Below are 19,837 nucleotides of genomic sequence, written 5' to 3' on the forward strand. Positions count from 1 at the left end.
TCTTTGAACAAGCTGAATATCGTTCTTATGAGTCATCTCACAAAACACCTTCGGTGTTGTAAGGTTAAGCCTCTCGGGTCATTAGTACTGGTTAGCTCAACGTATCGCTACGCTTACACACCCAGCCTATCTACGTCGTCGTCTTCAACGGCCCTTCAGGGACATCTAGTGTCCAGGGAAGACTCATCTCGAGGCAAGTTTCCCGCTTAGATGCTTTCAGCGGTTATCTCTTCCGCACTTAGCTACCGGGCAATGCAATTGGCATCACAACCCGTACACCAGTGGTGCGTTCACTCCGGTCCTCTCGTACTAGGAGCAACCCCTCTCAATCTTCCAACGCCCACGGCAGATAGGGACCGAACTGTCTCACGACGTTCTAAACCCAGCTCGCGTACCACTTTAAATGGCGAACAGCCATACCCTTGGGACCTACTTCAGCCCCAGGATGTGATGAGCCGACATCGAGGTGCCAAACACCGCCGTCGATATGAACTCTTGGGCGGTATCAGCCTGTTATCCCCGGAGTACCTTTTATCCGTTGAGCGATGGCCCTTCCATTCAGAACCACCGGATCACTAAGACCTGCTTTCGCACCTGCTCGAGCTGTCACTCTCGCAGTCAAGCTAGCTTATGCCTTTGCACTAACCTCCTGATGTCCGACCAGGATTAGCTAACCTTCGTGCTCCTCCGTTACGCTTTGGGAGGAGACCGCCCCAGTCAAACTACCCACCAGACACTGTCCGCAACCCGGATTACGGGCCTACGTTAGAACATCAAACATTAAAGGGTGGTATTTCAAGGTTGGCTCCATGCAGACTGGCGTCCACACTTCAAAGCCTCCCACCTATCCTACACATCAAGGCTCAAGGTTCAGTGTCAAGCTATAGTAAAGGTTCACGGGGTCTTTCCGTCTTGCCGCGGGTACACTGCATCTTCACAGCGAGTTCAATTTCACTGAGTCTCGGGTGGAGACAGCCTGGCCATCATTACGCCATTCGTGCAGGTCGGAACTTACCCGACAAGGAATTTCGCTACCTTAGGACCGTTATAGTTACGGCCGCCGTTTACCGGGGCTTCGATCAAGAGCTTCGCCTTGCGGCTGACCCCATCAATTAACCTTCCGGCACCGGGCAGGCGTCACACCGTATACGTCCACTTTCGTGTTTGCACAGTGCTGTGTTTTTATTAAACAGTTGCAGCCAGCTGGTATCTGCGACTGGCTTCAGCTCCATCCGCAAGGGACTTCACCTACGCGCCAGCGTGCCTTCTCCCGAAGTTACGGCACCATTTTGCCTAGTTCCTTCACCCGAGTTCTCTCAAGCGCCTGAGTATTCTCTACCTGACCACCTGTGTCGGTTTGGGGTACGATTTGATGTTACCTGGAGCTTAGAGGCTTTTCCTGGAAGCGTAGCATTGGTTACTTCATCACCGTAGTGACTCGTCATCACGCCTCAGTGTTAACGATGACCCGGATTTACCTAAGTCACCCACCTTCACGCTTAAACCGGGACAACCGTCGCCCGGATAACCTAGCTTTCTCCGTCCCCCCTTCGCAGTAACACCGAGTACAGGAATATTAACCTGTTTCCCATCGACTACGCTTTTCAGCCTCGCCTTAGGGGTCGACTCACCCTGCCCCGATTAACGTTGGACAGGAACCCTTGGTCTTCCGGCGTGCGGGTTTTTCACCCGCATTATCGTTACTTATGTCAGCATTCGCACTTCTGATACCTCCAGCAACCCTCACAGGCCACCTTCAACGGCTTACAGAACGCTCCCCTACCCAACAACACCTAAGTGTCGCTGCCGCAGCTTCGGTGCATGGTTTAGCCCCGTTACATCTTCCGCGCAGGCCGACTCGACCAGTGAGCTATTACGCTTTCTTTAAATGATGGCTGCTTCTAAGCCAACATCCTGGCTGTCTATGCCTTCCCACATCGTTTCCCACTTAACCATGACTTTGGGACCTTAGCTGGCGGTCTGGGTTGTTTCCCTCTTCACGACGAACGTTAGCACCCGCCGTGTGTCTCCCGTGATAACATTCTTCGGTATTCGTAGTTTGCATCGGGTTGGTAAGTCGGGATGACCCCCTAGCCGAAACAGTGCTCTACCCCCGAAGATGAGTTCACGAGGCGCTACCTAAATAGCTTTCGGGGAGAACCAGCTATCTCCCGGTTTGATTGGCCTTTCACCCCCAGCCACAAGTCATCCGCTAATTTTTCAACATTAGTCGGTTCGGTCCTCCAGTTAGTGTTACCCAACCTTCAACCTGCCCATGGCTAGATCACCGGGTTTCGGGTCTATACCCTGCAACTTAACGCCCAGTTAAGACTCGGTTTCCCTGCGGCTCCCCTATACGGTTAACCTTGCTACAGAATATAAGTCGCTGACCCATTATACAAAAGGTACGCAGTCACCTAACTAGTAGGCTCCCACTGCTTGTACGTACACGGTTTCAGGTTCTATTTCACTCCCCTCGCCGGGGTTCTTTTCGCCTTTCCCTCACGGTACTGGTTCACTATCGGTCAGTCAGGAGTATTTAGCCTTGGAGGATGGTCCCCCCATATTCAGACAGGATGTCACGTGTCCCGCCCTACTCATCGAACTCACAATCTGTGCATTTTTGTGTACGGGACTATCACCCTTTACTGTGCGACTTTCCAGACGCTTCCACTAACACACAAACTGATTCAGGTTCTGGGCTCCTCCCCGTTCGCTCGCCGCTACTAGGGGAATCTCGGTTGATTTCTTTTCCTCGGGGTACTGAGATGTTTCAGTTCCCCCGGTTCGCCTCATGACACTATGTATTCATGTCATGATAATGTGTCGAAACACATTGGGTTTCCCCATTCGGGTATCGTCGGGTATAACGCTTCATATCAGCTTACCGACGCTTATCGCAGATTAGCACGCCCTTCATCGCCTCTGACTGCCTAGGCATCCACCGTGTACGCTTAGTCGCTTAACCTCACAACCCGAAGATGTTTCTTTCGATTCACCATCGCGCTGCGATTATTTGAGAGACTCATTGACAGACTGACGCATCACGACCTACCCGAAGGCAGTCCTGCATGTTCAGCTGTCATGTTTCAATTTTCAGCTTGTTCCAGATTGTTAAAGAGCAATATCGTAAACATGACTCCGAAGAATCATCTTTAAGATATTCGGTGATAATGTCTTTCACTCATTATCGGATTGGCGTCCCCAAGGGGATTCGAACCCCTGTTACAGCCGTGAAAGGGCAGTGTCCTAGGCCTCTAGACGATGGGGACACGATAAATCCGTACCGAATCAGAAATCCGGTACTATCGCGTCAGCATGAGTCTACACTCATGACATCAACAGGTGCGCTTGCTCAGTATTTTCATCAGACAATCTGTGTGAGCACTTCACTCAACACACATCTTTTTGGTAAGGAGGTGATCCAACCGCAGGTTCCCCTACGGTTACCTTGTTACGACTTCACCCCAGTCATGAATCACAAAGTGGTAAGCGCCCTCCCGAAGGTTAAGCTACCTACTTCTTTTGCAACCCACTCCCATGGTGTGACGGGCGGTGTGTACAAGGCCCGGGAACGTATTCACCGTAGCATTCTGATCTACGATTACTAGCGATTCCGACTTCATGGAGTCGAGTTGCAGACTCCAATCCGGACTACGACGTACTTTATGAGGTCCGCTTGCTCTCGCGAGGTCGCTTCTCTTTGTATACGCCATTGTAGCACGTGTGTAGCCCTACTCGTAAGGGCCATGATGACTTGACGTCATCCCCACCTTCCTCCGGTTTATCACCGGCAGTCTCCTTTGAGTTCCCGACATTACTCGCTGGCAACAAAGGATAAGGGTTGCGCTCGTTGCGGGACTTAACCCAACATTTCACAACACGAGCTGACGACAGCCATGCAGCACCTGTCTCACAGTTCCCGAAGGCACTAAGGTATCTCTACCGAATTCTGTGGATGTCAAGAGTAGGTAAGGTTCTTCGCGTTGCATCGAATTAAACCACATGCTCCACCGCTTGTGCGGGCCCCCGTCAATTCATTTGAGTTTTAACCTTGCGGCCGTACTCCCCAGGCGGTCGACTTAACGCGTTAGCTCCGGAAGCCACGCCTCAAGGGCACAACCTCCAAGTCGACATCGTTTACAGCGTGGACTACCAGGGTATCTAATCCTGTTTGCTCCCCACGCTTTCGCACCTGAGCGTCAGTCTTTGTCCAGGGGGCCGCCTTCGCCACCGGTATTCCTCCAGATCTCTACGCATTTCACCGCTACACCTGGAATTCTACCCCCCTCTACAAGACTCTAGCCTGTCAGTTTTGAATGCAGTTCCCAGGTTAAGCCCGGGGATTTCACATCCAACTTAACAGACTGCCTGCGTGCGCTTTACGCCCAGTCATTCCGATTAACGCTTGCACCCTCCGTATTACCGCGGCTGCTGGCACGGAGTTAGCCGGTGCTTCTTCTGCGGGTAACGTCAATCAGCAAGGTTATTAACCTTACTGCCTTCCTCCCCGCTGAAAGTGCTTTACAACCCGAAGGCCTTCTTCACACACGCGGCATGGCTGCATCAGGCTTGCGCCCATTGTGCAATATTCCCCACTGCTGCCTCCCGTAGGAGTCTGGACCGTGTCTCAGTTCCAGTGTGGCTGGTCATCCTCTCAGACCAGCTAGGGATCGTCGCCTAGGTGAGCCATTACCTCACCTACTAGCTAATCCCATCTGGGCACATCCGATGGCAAGAGGCCCGAAGGTCCCCCTCTTTGGTCCGAAGACGTTATGCGGTATTAGCTACCGTTTCCAGTAGTTATCCCCCTCCATCAGGCAGTTTCCCAGACATTACTCACCCGTCCGCCGCTCGTCACCCAGAGAGCAAGCTCTCCTGTGCTACCGCTCGACTTGCATGTGTTAGGCCTGCCGCCAGCGTTCAATCTGAGCCATGATCAAACTCTTCAATTTAAGATTTGTTTGATTTGCTGAACTCGTCAGCGATGCTCAAAGAATTAGTTACTGTTCATTCGTAATGAATTTACTGTTGTTCACTCTTCAAGACTTTTTATATCGTTAAGATACGGTCTTGTGAGTGCCCACACAGATTGTCTGATTATATTGTTAAAGAGCAGTGCCACTTCTTCGGTGGCGCGGGCTGCATATACTATGCTAATCCGCTTTAAAGTCAAGTCATTACTGACCGCCTTTAGTAAATCTTTTTCCTGTCACCACAACCGCGTGTCGCTGTTGCCGTGTCAGTGGAGGCGCATTATAGGGACTTCTCGGCGGCTGACAAGCGCTAAATGCAAAATAATTATCGTTTGTCTACTATTCACCCATAACACTAGTAAAGTGGTAGTTTTTCCAGCGAATCGAAGCCATAGCGCTGCAATATTGGCCACAGCGTAGCGACTTTAGGCGTAACCGTCAGGCAATAAACCAGATTTTTATCTGTAGAAAGTGGAGGATTATCCAGATTAGCAATCAGCCATGCCGTTCTTTTGGCTATAGCAGCACCAGAATCCACAAGACGAGTCCCCTCTGGCAATGCCGCCTTCAGTTCTTCTGCCAACAATGGGAAATGCGTACACCCGAGCACAACTGTATCTGGTGGCTCCGGAAGGCGTAGCCAAGGACGTAGAATTTTTTGCAGTTCCGGAATTGAGATCGCCTCCCCCTGCAATTTAGCCTCTGCCAACTCAACCAGTTCTGATGACCCCAGCGACAAAATCTGGCAATCCGTAGCAAAACGGGCAATCAGCTCGTGCGTGTACGGGCGTTGAACCGTTGCTCGCGTCGCGAGTAGGCCAACAACACCGTTACGTGTCAGCTTAGCCGCGGGTTTAACCGCTGGGACGACACCCACGACAGGGAAAGTAAAACGTTCACGCAAAGCAGGAAGGGAAATCGTACTCGCCGTATTACAAGCAATCACAACCAGTGCGAGCTGATGACGTTGTTGGAGTGCGCTAACAATCTCAACCACGCGCTCGATAATAAATTGCTGTGATTTCTCACCATAGGGAAACGCTTCATTATCGAATGCGTATATATAGTGAAGATCCGGCAGGAGTTGCCGGATCTCATCATAAACAGACAGCCCGCCTACGCCGGAGTCGAACACCAGAATCGTAGGGCGGGATGGCAGGTTAGAAGGTATAGCTTCCTGTGAGATAGTATTCTCGTCCTGCCGTGCGGTAGCCATATGCCGTCTCATACTCTTTATCAAACAGGTTGGCGATTCTACCACGAACTGTCAGATGTGAGGTGACGGGATATGATGCGGCGAGATCCCAGAGGCTTACGCCACCTAATTTCACAGGCTGGAACGTGTTGTAATCCGTGTCATAACGTTGGCCTAGATACTGATAAGTCACCGACCAATCGATATTGGCTACTGCCCAATCTAACTGATATTTGACCTGCTGCTTGGCGCGACGTAATAACACTTTATTCGTCTGGCTATTACGAGGGTCGAGGTAATCAAAAGAAACCGTATGGGCCAGAGGGCCAGTATCGAAAGATGCCGTTGCTTCAGCACCCTTGATTCGCGCTTTTTGGATATTGCTGTAACGATTTGTTGAGTCAAAATTGATGAGGTTATCAATATCATTGCGATAGCCAGATAATCTCCAGTTAACTAGCCCCGTCAAACCTTCGAAGCCGCCTTCCCACTGTTTGCTTTCTTCTGGCTTAAGATTGAGGTTACCGTATTTTTCGCTGTAGACCTGATTCAGATTCGGTGCTTTATATGCAGTGCCATAAGAGGCAAAGATACTGTACCCCTCAATAAACTCCCACGCAGCACTTGATTGCCAAGTGTTATGCCAGCCAAAAACATTATTGTCATCGCCTCTAACAGCCCCTTCTAGCGTCACGCTGCTTATTTTTTGTTGGGCAGTGGCATAGACACCAGTGTTACGCTGTTCATGTCCGGCCATGACGCGATTTGTACCTGGCTGTGATGTCTGTTTTTGCCAATCCACACCGGCACTCACACTCCCAGCTCCAACAGCAAGCGTATTTCCCCATTGCAGGTTATATTGTTTCACATCATCCAATGTTGATGCTGGGCTATAACGCCCCTTAGCAGGATCAAAATTTAGATCCTTAGTATGGCTATAACTAGCGACTAACTGGCTTGAATAGATATCCCGATTAAATTGAACCCCTGTATCCCACGTTTGACTATAGAGTTGTCGAATATTTGGTGTACCCAGTACAGCCCACGTTACGTCCTCAAGGGCGTCATAGCCATCATAATCGGTTCGATTATCGAAACCGTAGCCACGCAGAAAACCACTAAATTCGTCGTTAAACTGCTGCTTTACTGCACCATAAATGGATTTACTCATGAATCCATCACGATCTGGCTGGCGTGGAGCATCAGCGGCTGCAATGTCAAACCCTTTAGTGTAGGCGTAGTTACCCGCTAACGTGACCGTTGTGCCACTATCCGAAGTCTGTTGTGTTGCCAAATCATAGGTTTGGTAACCTTTTGAACCAACGCCTGCAGCCAATGTGGTGCCATTCTTTTCTCTAGTAGTGATGATGTTTACCACACCACCAATAGCGTCAGAACCATAGACCGCAGAACGTGCGCCACGGATATATTCTATTTTTTGAACCAAAGATAAGGGAATCTGGCTGAGGTCAGAAGAACCGCTAATACCTGCCTGATTCAAACGAATACCATCCATTAGAATAAGAACATGTCTGCTCTCAGAGCCTCTGATACGTAGTGCGCTCTGTTGTCCCAATCCACCACTTTGTTCAATATCCACACCTGGCAAGCGGCGCATAACATCAGTCAGATTTTTTGCCTGCCAACGGTCGATCTCTTCCCTTGTTACTACCGTAGTAGGCGCCAGCACTGAAGAAACGGGCTGGGCGAAACGATTTGCTGTTACCACCACATCATCAGCATTTTTTTCCGATGACGAGTTTTGAGATGAACTATTTTCCTGCGCCCAGCCAGAAAATGCCGTGACAGAAAGCGCCGTCAGCAGCGAAATTTTTTTAATCATTGTTAAAGCATCCGAGAAATAATAAGGATGCCGCAGGTTCTGTTAATAGCACGCGATATGCAGAACCAATTGCGACGTATTCCGGCAGGTCTTCGGGCTTGGGTGCCGTTGTTACCACAGACCGTCAACAACGGTAGGGGATACAACGAAAGCGATGACTTCCCATCTATACCCGTCATACTTCAAGTTGCATGTGCGTTGGCTACGTTCAGTCACCCGAATCACTTACTCAAGTAAGCTCATCGGGACTCCTTCTCTTGCCGCCTGCCTGAAACTCGAATTATTTAGGGTAGATAACAGTGTCTGCATAATAATGCTATCGCTCGGGCATTCCTTACCGCTGCGCGTCAGCTCCAGATTTACACTGGATTCCCTTTTGACTTGTGAAACAAGGCCAGACGCTCATCCTACAATCGCAAATTGCGGAAGTCTAGACTTCTATTTCACCACCAGATAATAACGTAACAAAACTGGACTTCCTGGCCGGATTCCCTACAATTCCCGGCCAATAACACCCTTTTAGACGTAGTTCAGACGAGAAAACCATGACGCCAGAAATCCTGCCTATCGAAGATTATGACGACCAGCTTGCAGAGAAAACCGAGCGTCTGCGCGGAATGATGGCGCCTTTCAACGCACCTGAACCTGCCGTCTTCCGTTCTCCCGTCAGTCACTATCGGATGCGTGCCGAATTCCGTATCTGGCACGAGGGTGACGAGCTTTATCACATCATGTTTGACCAGCAGACCAAACAACGCATCCGAGTCGATCGATTCCCAGCGGCCAGTGAACTGATTAACCGCCTGATGCCGGAGCTGCTTGCCGCCATCCAGCCTGACCCCGTACTGCGCCGTAAGCTGTTCCAGATAGATTATCTGTCGACCCTAAGCGGCGAAATGATCGTTTCTCTGCTGTATCACCGCGCGCTAAACGAAGAATGGCAGGAACACGCCCGCGCACTGCGCGATAGCCTGGCGGCACAAGGGTTCAACCTACAGTTGATCGGTCGCGCGACGAAAACCAAAATCTGCCTCGATCGCGATTATGTCGATGAATGCCTGCCGGTTGCAGGTCGGGATATGATTTACCGACAGGTAGAAAACAGCTTCACGCAGCCGAATGCCGCAGTAAATATTAAGATGCTGGAATGGGCGTTGGATGCAACAGCAGGCTCGAAGGGAGATTTGCTGGAGCTATATTGCGGTAATGGCAATTTTTCTCTCGCGCTGGCAAGAAACTTCGAGCGCGTGCTGGCGACGGAAATCGCTAAGCCATCCGTCGCAGCAGCACAGTATAATATCGCCGCGAATAAGATAGAAAACGTGCAGATTATCCGCATGGCGGCAGAAGAATTTACGCAGGCCATGCAGGGTGTACGTCAGTTTAACCGCTTACAGGGTATCGATCTAACGAGCTACCAGTGCGAGACTATTTTTGTTGATCCACCGCGCAGCGGGCTGGATGACGAAACGGTGAAACTGGTGCAGGCGTATCCGCGTATTCTTTATATTTCCTGCAACCCGGAAACGTTGAGCAATAACCTGCAAACACTATCGGAAACCCACGACATTCGCCGTCTGGCGCTGTTCGATCAATTCCCTTACACCCATCATATGGAGTGTGGCGTACTGTTGGAAAAACGTCAGTGACGTACACATTCTGGCGGGCCACCCCGCCAGAATACACCCGCTACAGTGTTTCACTCTCTTCTGCTGATACTGACTCCGAGGCTTTTCTGCGACGCAGTCTCAAACCAATCCAGAAAACCAATGCCACACTCAGAATTGAAGGAATAAAGTTCGATCCAATGGCGGGATATTCAACGCGCACGATAGCACTGTAAATCAATAAGCCCAGCAGAAAGCTGGCCGCCGCCAACATCGGAATGCCTTCCGGCATACTGTGGTGCAAATAACGTTGATGCAGGCAGTAAATGGACAATACCAGCGCAATCAGAGGAAAAATCGAGAACGGAACAATACTGCTGAACAAGGCGGCGAATGCGCCGTTGACGGAAAGGCCCGCAATCAGCGCCAATACCAGCGTACCTTTTTCTTGGTGAGGTTTTTCTGTCATGGTTTCTCCCTTCTCATGTTGATTTATGGCACAGTAAAGCTACTGTCGTGCTCTTTTCTGTACCAGTAATAAGCCCCTTTGGCGATCATCCGCAGTTGCAGCACCAGCCGCTCTTCCAACTGTTTGCGCTGTTCCAGGGAAACATCTAAGGCTTCCGCTCCCGCACTGAAAACAATGGTCACCATCGCTTCCGACTGCGCTTCCGCGAAGCTGCGGGGAATGTGATTTTCTACCTCAAGATAATCCGCCAGTTCAGCGATAAAATGCTGAATCTCCCGCGCTACTGCCGCACGGAAAGCCGCCGACGTCCCTGAGCGCTCGCGCAGCAATAGCCGGAACGCATTAGGATTATTACCGATAAATTCCATGAAGGTAGAAACCGACGTTCTGATAATGCTGCCCGTTCTGGCGATACGCTGCCGAGCCTGACGCATTAACTGGCGCAACATCAGCCCGCTTTCATCGACCATTGTCAGCCCCAGTTCATCCACGTCACGAAAATGACGATAGAAAGATGTCGGCGCAATACCCGCTTCGCGAGCGACTTCACGCAGGCTCAGGCTGGTAAAGCTGCGTTCAGCGCTTAACTGGCTAAATGCAGCTTCGATAAGGGAACGACGAGTCCGTTCTTTTTGTTGTGCTCTGACACCCATTATGCTGCCCAAATGATCTCTCCCCTTTCCAGAGGGGCACTATAGCAAACTTTATTGTCCGCAGAATGAGACAAAGTTTGCCATATTAAGAATGTGAGAATCTGTTTCCATAGTAAAGGCAGGGATGATTGGGTTCTGCCGCAGTCGATGCTACAATCGCACAATGTTACAGTCGCGTTATTAATTTGTATAAAAACAGGTTTAACCTACCATGACTCTAGAACATCAATTCGATTATGATGCCATCGTTATTGGTTCCGGTCCCGGCGGTGAAGGTGCAGCAATGGGATTAGCCAAGCACGGAGCCAAAATTGCAGTGATTGAACGCCACTACAATGTCGGTGGCGGCTGTACCCACTGGGGGACGATTCCTTCCAAAGCCCTCCGCCACGCCGTCAGCCGTATTATCGAGTTCAACCAAAACCCCCTCTACAGTGACAACTCCCGTATTATTCGATCCTCATTTTCCGACATCCTACGCCATGCCGACAGCGTCATTGGTCAGCAAACCCGTATGCGGCAAGGGTTTTATGAGCGTAACCAGTGCGAGCTGTTCTCCGGTGAAGCCAGCTTCATCGACGCCCATACGATCGCCGTTCACTACCCAGACAATACCCATGAAACGCTAACTGCTGCTCATATTATTATCGCGACCGGTTCACGTCCGTATCATCCGGCAGAAGTCGACTTCAACCACCCACGCATTTACGACAGCGACTCCATTTTGCAACTCGACCACGAGCCCCAGCACGTCATCATTTACGGCGCGGGCGTGATCGGCTGCGAATATGCCTCTATCTTTCGCGGCCTGAGCGTTAAGGTCGATTTAATCAATACTCGCGATAGGCTATTGGCCTTTCTCGATCAGGAAATGTCGGATGCGCTGTCCTATCATTTCTGGAACAACGGCGTAGTTATCCGCCACAACGAAGAGTTCGAAAGTATTGAAGGGCTGCCTGACGGCGTCATCGTCAACCTGAAATCAGGTAAAAAGATGAAGGCAGACTGCCTGCTCTATGCCAACGGACGCACGGGGAACACGGAAACGCTGGGGTTGGAAAATATCGGCCTGAGCACCGACAGTCGCGGCCAGCTCAAGGTCAACAGCATGTACCAGACTGCGCTGGCACATATTTATGCCATCGGTGATGTCATCGGCTATCCCAGCCTGGCATCCGCCGCTTACGATCAGGGTCGGCTCGCCGCGCAGGCAATCATTAAAGGCGATGCCAGCGCGCATCTGATCGAAGATATTCCGACTGGCATTTATACCATCCCGGAAATCAGCTCCGTGGGGAAAACCGAGCAAGAACTTACTGCGATGAAAGTGCCTTATGAAGTCGGACGGGCACAGTTCAAACATCTGGCACGGGCGCAGATTGTTGGGATGAATGTGGGGAGTTTGAAGATTCTGTTTCACCGTGAAACCAAACAGATCCTGGGTATTCACTGCTTTGGTGAACGCGCCGCTGAGATTATCCACATCGGGCAGGCCATCATGGAACAGAAAGGTGAAGGTAATACTATCGAATATTTCGTTAATACCACCTTCAACTATCCAACCATGGCAGAGGCTTACCGCGTGGCAGCCCTGAACGGGCTTAACCGCTTATTTTGACAGGTTTTCCATATAGCCCTGCATGTGCTCGCGGATGGTATCAGCAAGCTGCTCGTAGCGTCCGCGTAGCGGGGAACCGGGGCGATAAACCAGCGCGATAGTGCGCTTAGGCTCCGGCTTATAACACGGCAAATAACAGACGCCATCGCGCTCACGCTCACGCGGAACCGATAGCGACGGCAGTAGAGTAATACCGCTTCCGGCCGCGACCATGTTGCGCAGCGTCTCCAGGCTGGTCGCTCGGAAATGCGTATCTTCATCCGCTCCAGCCTGAAAACAGAAGCCCATCGCCTGATCGCGCAGACAGTGGCCGTCTTCCAGCATCAATAGCTTTTCGCCCGCCAGATCGGACATCGCTACGCGTTCACGGTTCGCCCAAGGATGATCCTGATAAATCGCCAGCTTCATCGGCTCGTCGAAAAGGGGAACTTCAATAAAGGCTTCGGACTCTTTCACCATCGCCAGAATAGCGCAGTCCAGTTTACCGCTGTCCAATTGCGCGAGCAGTTGATGGGTTTGTGCTTCGTGCAGGTACATTTCGAGTTTGGGGAATGTGCGGTGCAGCATCGGAATGATTTGCGGCAACAGATAAGGCCCCACAGTAGGGATCAGGCCGATATGCAGCGGCCCCGACATACTTTCCCCCTGCTGGCTCGCCATCTCTTTTAATACCTTAACCTCACGTAATACCGTGCGTGCCTGCTCGACCAACAGCAACCCAGCTTGGGTAAACAACACTTTGCGGCTGGTCCTCTCCAACAACATCACGCCCAACTCATCTTCCAGTTTACGAATCTGTCCACTGAGCGTGGGTTGACTCACATGGCAGGAATCTGCTGCGCGCCGAAAGTGACGATGCTCTGCCAGCGCGACAAGATACTCTAAATCCCGAATGTTCATTATAATTCTCCTTATCATGATAGCTAACAGCGATAGATAGGATACCAACGAACGATAATCCCTATCAACATCCAAAATGAATAATATATCCCTCAAAGCGCGCCTGCTTATTGCACGCTATACCGAGCAGGCTAATATATTCAAGTGATTTGACGATGACAGCATTTTGTGTTCTTCGGTCAAACAAAGAGGCGTGGTGGAGTCTGAGAAATACGGCACGCAGGCCGATCGATGAACAACGTGAAATAATGACAGAGGAAACAGGGGAGAATGATTAGCAAGAGCTTGCCAAGAGTAGTCAAAGGAGCAAGAGAAAAAATTATTCAGTCCGCTACAGTACATCGAAGCATATGAATAGGAATCTCATCCCTGAGACTCCTCCCTTTCCAGGCTCCCACAAGCGGTAGATTTAGGTATTCCAATCCCTGCACCTATCGCAACGGCGTGACAGCCTTTTTTCTTCCTGAAATCTTGCGCGTTACCTTAGCGTGCTACTTCAGGGCGCACGCCCAACGTATGGCAAATGGCGTAGCTCAACTCCGCGCGGTTCAACGTATAAAAATGGAAATCTTTTACCCCTTCGCGGCTCAGGATTTTCACCATGTCCATGGCGATAGACGCGCCCACCATTTTGCGGGTTTCCGGGTCGTTATCCAGGCCGTCAAACACGCTTGTCATCCAGTTCGGCACACGCACGTTTGTCATTGTGGCAAAGCGCTGTAGCTGTTTGAAGTTTGATACCGGCAAGATCCCCGGTACGATCTCTACGTCGATGCCCGTTGCTACGCAGCGGTCACGGAACCGCAGATAGCTTTCTACGTCGAAAAAGAACTGTGTGATAGCGCGATTCGCACCCGCATCAATTTTGTGCTTCAGGTTAATCAGATCAGCCTGCGCACTTTTGGCTTCAGGATGCACTTCAGGATAAGCGGCAACCGAAATGTCGAAGTCGCCAACCTCTTTCAGCAGGGAAACCAGATCCGCCGCGTACATTTCCGGCTTGCCTCCTTCTGGAGGCAAGTCACCGCGCAGCGCGACAATATGGCGGATACCGCTCTGCCAGTAATCCTGCGCGATTTCTCGCAGTTGTTCGCGTGAAGCGTCAATACAGGTCAGGTGAGGCGCGGCTTCCAGACCGGTACGTTCTTTAATGGTTTTGATAATGCTGTGAGTGCGGTCGCGCTCGCCAGAATTCGCCCCGTAGGTCACAGAAACAAACTTGGGCTTCAGGCTGCTCAGCCGATCAATCGAGTTCCACAGGGTTTCTTCCATATCGCTGGTACGTGGCGGGAAAAATTCGAATGACACATTAATTCTTCCCTGTAATTCCGCCAGACTTTGATTCAGCGCTTCCCGCTGGTTTGCGTGAAAAAAGCTCATACCTGCTACCCCGTTGACCGTGACTGTTATTATCATTCTCTACACGTCTATACGTTTAGACGTCTATATAGAAAATGACGTAATCTGCTTAAAGAGTCAACGTTTTTCAGCCCGGCAGGTGGTGATGATTGCTCACGGTAAATGAAAAAATTTCATGATGGATTTCTCACAAAAGTACTGTCTCTTCGTCGCATGGTTATGTCAACGCGGAGACAGTTTCGTGCGTTACAATATTGCTATTCCATGCTACTTCGTCGCACACGCCCGACACGGGACGGCTCAAACGCCGCTCGCCCCGTGACCCCTGGCTTTCGGCGAGAATTATGCCGCTACGCGGTGCCTTCGTCGGTATCTGGCTTAACGGACCGCTTGCGACACGTTCCCGACGTGGCGCAAGCTCTCGCCGCGTCCTGCGGCTCATCCTAAGCCCGCTATCTCCTCAGCATAATTTTTTACGCCGGGTAACAGCAAAATCTACAGAGTTCTGCATTATTTATGTGCAATCACGATAACCTGAGAAATACGCAGTCAGCCACAGGGGAAATCGTGAAAATGTACGGTGTGCCCGTCTTCCGTCGTCAGAAAAATAGCGTACTGCGGAGCTTCCAGACTAACTTCAAATCCCGGAGCGAAACGCAAGGCAGACTGATGATTGGTACCGCGTATCGTGCTGAACGATATTCCTCTCCAGACACCGCTAGCAGGCCGATGCACGTGCCCCGCCGAAATATGCCGCACATTCCCAAACCGGTGGCATATTTGAGACAGCGCATCTGCCGCCTCGGGTGCTAACCTAACACTATCAAGCGCTGGCAGCCCGATGGACATCGGTGGATGGTGCAGGAACAGGAAGACATTCTTTTCTTCCGCAGCCTGGAGCTGCTGCTCAAGCCATGCCAACCGTGCTGAGCACAACGTTCCAGCGACCTCACCGACATGCAGCGAATCCAGCAGAATGACGTAATCATCACCGACTGCCGTCACGTTCTGTACAAATCCATCTTCATCCGCCAGCGTCGGAAATTGAGCCAAAAACACGTCCCGATCGTCGTGATTCCCCATCGTCACACGCCAGGGAACCTGTAGTTCAGCCAGTGCCAATGCCAGAAACGCATAGGATGCCGCACTGCCGTCATCGGACAGATCGCCGGAGATCACCACCAGATCGGCATCGCGATGATGGGCATTGATATCGGCAATCGCCGCTTTCAATTGCTGCGCTGGATCGCGACCGTGTAAATTGCCGCCCAGTGCGGTCAAATGAAGGTCGGAAAGCTGAATCAGTTTCATCGTTATCCTCGTTTTTTACTGTCTACGCGCTATCACCCGCCAATGCCGTTACGCCGATTGGCGGCGGATTAACGGGGCAGCCACTTTCGCTCGGCACACCGGTTCTTGTACCTGAGACTGGCGTCGGTCAAGCAACGCCAACGCCTGTGCCGCCATCGTTGCCGGATCCTGACGAAATGTTGTCAACGCATAGGCGTCCCATCCTGCGGCAGGAATATCATCAAACCCGATAACCATGAGATCCTGCGGCACGACAAGCCCATACTGCTTTGCGCGATCGATCACACCAAACGCCACTAAATCGTTAACGCAGAACACCGCATCCGGTCTGGCGGCTTCCGGGAGCGAGAACAACGTCTGCCCCACCATCAGCCCGTCGTCATAATCCGTATCACCACCGCGCACCACGGTCACAGGCAGCCCTAGCCTCTGCGCCTCATCACAAAACGCCTGTTCACGTTCCATGATATTGGGCGTTGCCGAAGCCGCGCCAGCCAGAGCCAGACGCGTTCTGCCCGTAGAGGCGAACAGCCGTGCTGCCATCCTTGCAGCGGTATCATTATCAATATGTACGCTGTCACACGCTGGTTCATGCCGCCCGATGACAATCAGCGGCTGGCCGTTTAGCTGCGCCAGCTCGACAAATTCTTTAGGCGGCGAGCCGGAAAGTACAATCGTCGCTTCTGCCCGATGGCCGAATAGAATAGAACGCGCAGCAACCATCGCTTCTCGCACATGGCTGGTGTTGATAAGGACAGGAATCGAGCCACGTTGAATTAACGCCTGCGACAGCTCCGCAACCAAATTGGCACGAAACCCGACCTCAGGATGCGTCACCACCAGCCCCACCAGACGGCTACTGTTCGTCAGCAGACCACGCGCCAAATCGTTAACCTGATACCCTAGCTCCTGTGCCGCGGTCATTACCTTGGCATAGGTGGCAGCAGACACGCTTGCACCGGGGGTAAAACTACGGGACACCGCCGAGCGCGATACGCCAGCCCGACGTGCAACATCCTGTGCGCTAACGTAACCCGGTTTACCCACCGTCATTTCCCTATCCTTGCCATGACGTCAGCCTTCAAAAAACGCTCCACGACCAGCATGAATAGAACGGAAGGAATCAGCAGCACCAGTGCGGTAATAGAAGCAATCTGATAGTTACCGCCCGCCCCTGCGGTATAGAGCAGCAACGGCATCATTTGTACATCCGGCGCACCCACGAAATAGCTGCCGGTAAATTCATCCAGCGATTCGAGGAAGACGAAAATAGCGGACGCCATCAAACCGGGCATAGCCAGCGGCAGGGTAATATCGACAAAGGCACGCCACGGCCCGGCACCAATCGACCGTGCCGCCTGTTCCATTTCACGCCCCACTGCCGAGAATGCCGCCGAGGCAATCCAGACGGCGAACACCAATCCGTGAACCGTGTGAACCAGCACGACCCCCAGTAACGTGCCGTTTAGCCCCCACTGATAAAACAGTCGGGCAATATTGACGTACACCGTCAGGTTCGGAAACGCCTGTGGGATAAGAAATACCAACAGTATCAAGCCACGGGCAGGCAGCGGCAAACGCGCCAGTGCATATCCAGCCGGAATCGCCAACGATAGCGAAGCCAGCACCGTGAGCACCGCCACCAGCACGCTATTCCCCAACGCTTCCCAGGCCACACCACGCGGTGAAAACACCCTCTTCCAGAAGGCAAAACCCCAGTCATTAGGCAACAGGTGAGGATAGAACCATTTTTCCGCTACCGACCACAGCAGGAGGTTAGCCAATGGCCCAAAGATCAAGAAGATCAGCGCCCCCAGAATCAGCATTCTCGGAATCCACCACAGTACGTTCTTCATGCCTTTTCTCTCATGTTCAGTCGGAGATAAATCACGGCAAACAGGCCGGTCATCAGTAATGAAATCACCCCCAACGCATTCGCTACGCCATAATCGCCGTAGGCGTTAATGCGGAAGGCTATATTGGCGGTGAGCATCGTCGGCGACTGGGCATTGATCATCATCGGCACGGACAGTACCGACATCATGGTGACGAAAGAGAGAATGAGTCCGGTGAGCAGCGTTTGCCCAACCTGCGGCACCACAATTTCACACAAAATACGCAGTCGCGATGCGCCTAAGTTACGGGCGGACTCGATCATTGTGCGATCCAGCGACGCCATCGCACCCGCAACCAGCAGCGCCACAAACGGCGTCTGTTTCCAGACGAAGGCAAATACGATGCCACGCCAGTCCAGCCAATTACTGGCGCTGGCCATATCGACGATACCGAGCATATCCAGCGCGCCATTCAGCCAGCCGTTTTTGGCCAGAAACGTGCGTAAAATTTGCCCCGTCACGATAAAGGGGATAAACAGCGGCCAGCGATAGACCCAGCGCAACAGCGCGACCATACGCGGGCTTTCCCCCAGCGTCAGGTAACCGCCAATCAGAACGGACAACAGGCCGATCAGTAACGTAGCGAGGCCCACAATCATCAAGGTAAACAGGATATCGGGAAGATACAGCGTCAATGCCGTAACAAAATTATCAATGCCCACGCCATTCTGACTGACGAAAGCGCCCCCAACCGACAGCCCCAGCGGTACGATAAAACAGACAGCCACCACCGCCAGTGCCGGTAGCACAAGCGCGATCCCCGCTAGTCGGGAAGAGAATTGGGATACTTGCAACATGAAGGTCTCCGCGCTCTGGCTTCATCCCGCCAGAGCGCCTGTGGTACTAAAGGGTATATACCGCGAGTAGGTTACTTCGCCATCGCCTGCTCATAGGCGTTCAAAATCGCGGTGTGATAAGGCGCAATAGGGAACGTCTTGCCTTTGCTCGCCAACTCATCAGGCGTCACATCGGTGAACAGGCGTTGCCATACGGCGGGCTTCAGCTCGGCCTGAACGTACTTGGCATCGATACCCGGATACCAGTTAAAACGCTCCACAATCCCTTCAGCCTGTACTTTGGCGCTGGTTGCCAGCTCAACAAACTGTTTAGCCAATTCACGATTCGGTGCCTGTGCGGGGATAACATAGTGCATCGGTTGTCCCGGCATACCGGGCGCAGGAAGCAGCAATTTGAAATTGTCTGGCAGTTGTCCACTTGCTTTCCAGGAATAGAACATATCGACCCATACCGGTCCCATGGCGATTTCGCCACGGCTCAACATATCGAGCGTGCCCGCATTGCCCGGCGTCAGCGTCACGTTCTTGTTAAAGGCTTTCAGGCGTTCAAACGCTGGCTGCCATTTTTTCGCTTCCGCTTCATCAAACGGTCCGTTCATCAGCTTCTGTGCATCACCGCCGTAAGCGTAAATCCAGCCCATCACAAAACTGACGCCCGATGCACCGCCCTTAATCCCGTTGTAACCGAACATCTTCGGATTCGCGGCAGCCCACTGCTGGATCTCGTCATAGCTTTTAGGCGGATTCGCTACCATGCTGGGGTTATAGGCCAGCGCCGTCTGGCTGCTGAACATCGGCATGACGTAGCCTTTCACGTCTGTGCCCATTGCCTTATCCGCAGCGGCCATGCTGACCAGCTTGCCGCTGGCGATATCATCGCGATATTTCAGCAGGTCGCCCTTTTGCACCATCGGGCCGACAAATTTTTCATGCACCACCGCCACATCGGTGTCCCATACTTTGGCACCGGCGGCCTGCTGCGCATTGAAGCGTTCAAGAATCTTCTGCGACCCGGCATCGCCCGGTCCGGTGCCGACAGCGCGCACTTTTACGCCGGGATGCTGCTTTTCAAACAACGGCCCCAGATATTCATTTACATAGTCGACCATATTCTGGTCACCCGCCGTCAACACGGTTAATTCCTGTGCCTGCACGGCAGCCAGCGGCGTACTCATCATCAGCGTTGCGGCAAAAATGCGTTTCATCTCATTTGT

General features: G+C 51.9%; 13 protein-coding genes, 1 tRNA gene, 2 rRNA genes and 1 riboswitch. Of the genes, 2 read left to right on the forward strand and 14 right to left on the reverse strand.

Annotation, left to right across the window (positions count from 1 at the left end; all coding sequences use genetic code 11):
• Nucleotides 1–60 precede the first annotated feature (60 nt).
• From A7983_RS06495 to btuB, 5 genes are all read right to left on the reverse strand, one after another.
• A 23S ribosomal RNA gene (locus A7983_RS06495) occupies nucleotides 61–2,968 on the reverse strand.
• A gap of 228 nt (nucleotides 2,969–3,196) precedes the next feature.
• Nucleotides 3,197–3,272 (reverse strand) — tRNA-Glu (locus tag A7983_RS06500).
• Between the two features lie 140 nt (nucleotides 3,273–3,412).
• A 16S ribosomal RNA gene (locus A7983_RS06505) occupies nucleotides 3,413–4,955 on the reverse strand.
• Together the 16S and 23S rRNA genes with 1 tRNA gene alongside form the textbook arrangement of a ribosomal RNA operon.
• A 376-nt stretch (nucleotides 4,956–5,331) precedes the next feature.
• Nucleotides 5,332–6,192, reverse strand: coding sequence for a glutamate racemase (gene murI / locus A7983_RS06510; protein WP_005973379.1), 861 nt, complete (start codon nucleotides 6,190–6,192; stop codon nucleotides 5,332–5,334).
• Entirely contained in the window at nucleotides 6,137–8,014 is a 1,878-nt protein-coding gene (btuB, locus tag A7983_RS06515) for a TonB-dependent vitamin B12 receptor BtuB (RefSeq protein ID WP_005973377.1), read from the reverse strand. Before btuB ends, murI begins: the two co-directional genes overlap by 56 nt.
• A 66-nt stretch (nucleotides 8,015–8,080) precedes the next feature.
• Nucleotides 8,081–8,426: riboswitch (cobalamin riboswitch) on the reverse strand.
• Nucleotides 8,427–8,559: 133 nt separating this feature from the next.
• On the opposite strand from btuB, the gene trmA reads away from it, so the two are divergent.
• Nucleotides 8,560–9,663 carry a tRNA (uridine(54)-C5)-methyltransferase TrmA gene (gene trmA / locus A7983_RS06520; RefSeq protein ID WP_005973374.1) on the forward strand — a complete coding sequence of 368 codons (1,104 nt, stop codon included), beginning with the start codon at nucleotides 8,560–8,562 and terminating at the stop codon, nucleotides 9,661–9,663.
• Nucleotides 9,664–9,703: 40 nt separating this feature from the next.
• On the opposite strand, the gene A7983_RS06525 is transcribed toward trmA, so the two are convergent.
• Both A7983_RS06525 and fabR read right to left on the reverse strand, forming a co-directional pair.
• A complete protein-coding gene (locus A7983_RS06525) occupies nucleotides 9,704–10,090 on the reverse strand; it encodes a YijD family membrane protein (RefSeq protein ID WP_005973373.1) in 387 nt (128 codons plus the stop codon).
• A 23-nt stretch (nucleotides 10,091–10,113) separates the two neighbouring features.
• A complete protein-coding gene (fabR, locus tag A7983_RS06530; protein ID WP_033072332.1) occupies nucleotides 10,114–10,743 on the reverse strand; it encodes an HTH-type transcriptional repressor FabR in 630 nt (209 codons plus the stop codon).
• Nucleotides 10,744–10,954: 211 nt separating this feature from the next.
• Between fabR and sthA the strand changes: the two genes are divergently transcribed.
• Nucleotides 10,955–12,361, forward strand: coding sequence for a Si-specific NAD(P)(+) transhydrogenase (sthA, locus tag A7983_RS06535; RefSeq protein ID WP_005973369.1), 1,407 nt, complete (start codon nucleotides 10,955–10,957; stop codon nucleotides 12,359–12,361).
• Here the strand turns inward: sthA and oxyR are convergent.
• From oxyR to A7983_RS06570, 7 genes are all read right to left on the reverse strand, one after another.
• Nucleotides 12,353–13,261, reverse strand: coding sequence for a DNA-binding transcriptional regulator OxyR (gene oxyR, locus A7983_RS06540; RefSeq protein WP_005973368.1), 909 nt, complete (start codon nucleotides 13,259–13,261; stop codon nucleotides 12,353–12,355). The two genes, sthA and oxyR, sit on opposite strands and share 9 nt — an antisense overlap.
• Nucleotides 13,262–13,744: 483 nt before the next feature.
• Nucleotides 13,745–14,641 (reverse strand): methylenetetrahydrofolate reductase, encoded by an 897-nt coding sequence (metF, locus tag A7983_RS06545; RefSeq protein WP_039479289.1) that lies wholly within the window; start codon nucleotides 14,639–14,641, stop codon nucleotides 13,745–13,747.
• A 528-nt stretch (nucleotides 14,642–15,169) separates the two neighbouring features.
• Nucleotides 15,170–15,931 (reverse strand): metallophosphoesterase, encoded by a 762-nt coding sequence (locus tag A7983_RS06550; protein WP_005973366.1) that lies wholly within the window; start codon nucleotides 15,929–15,931, stop codon nucleotides 15,170–15,172.
• Nucleotides 15,932–15,979: 48 nt separating this feature from the next.
• Nucleotides 15,980–16,984, reverse strand: a complete 1,005-nt coding sequence (locus tag A7983_RS06555; RefSeq protein ID WP_005973365.1) for a LacI family DNA-binding transcriptional regulator — start codon at nucleotides 16,982–16,984, stop codon at nucleotides 15,980–15,982.
• Nucleotides 16,981–17,787, reverse strand: a complete 807-nt coding sequence (locus A7983_RS06560) for an ABC transporter permease (RefSeq protein ID WP_005973364.1) — start codon at nucleotides 17,785–17,787, stop codon at nucleotides 16,981–16,983. The genes A7983_RS06555 and A7983_RS06560 overlap by 4 nt, the downstream gene beginning before the upstream one ends.
• The gene (locus A7983_RS06565) at nucleotides 17,784–18,623 is read right to left on the reverse strand and encodes an ABC transporter permease (RefSeq protein WP_005973363.1); all 840 of its coding nucleotides are present in this window, start codon (nucleotides 18,621–18,623) and stop codon (nucleotides 17,784–17,786) included. Before A7983_RS06565 ends, A7983_RS06560 begins: the two co-directional genes overlap by 4 nt.
• A gap of 71 nt (nucleotides 18,624–18,694) precedes the next feature.
• The gene (locus A7983_RS06570; protein WP_005973362.1) at nucleotides 18,695–19,828 is read right to left on the reverse strand and encodes an extracellular solute-binding protein; all 1,134 of its coding nucleotides are present in this window, start codon (nucleotides 19,826–19,828) and stop codon (nucleotides 18,695–18,697) included.
• Between the last annotated feature and the right edge of the window lie 9 nt (nucleotides 19,829–19,837).

This window comes from Pectobacterium wasabiae CFBP 3304 (assembly GCF_001742185.1).
Classification (GTDB): Bacteria; Pseudomonadota; Gammaproteobacteria; order Enterobacterales; family Enterobacteriaceae; genus Pectobacterium; species Pectobacterium wasabiae.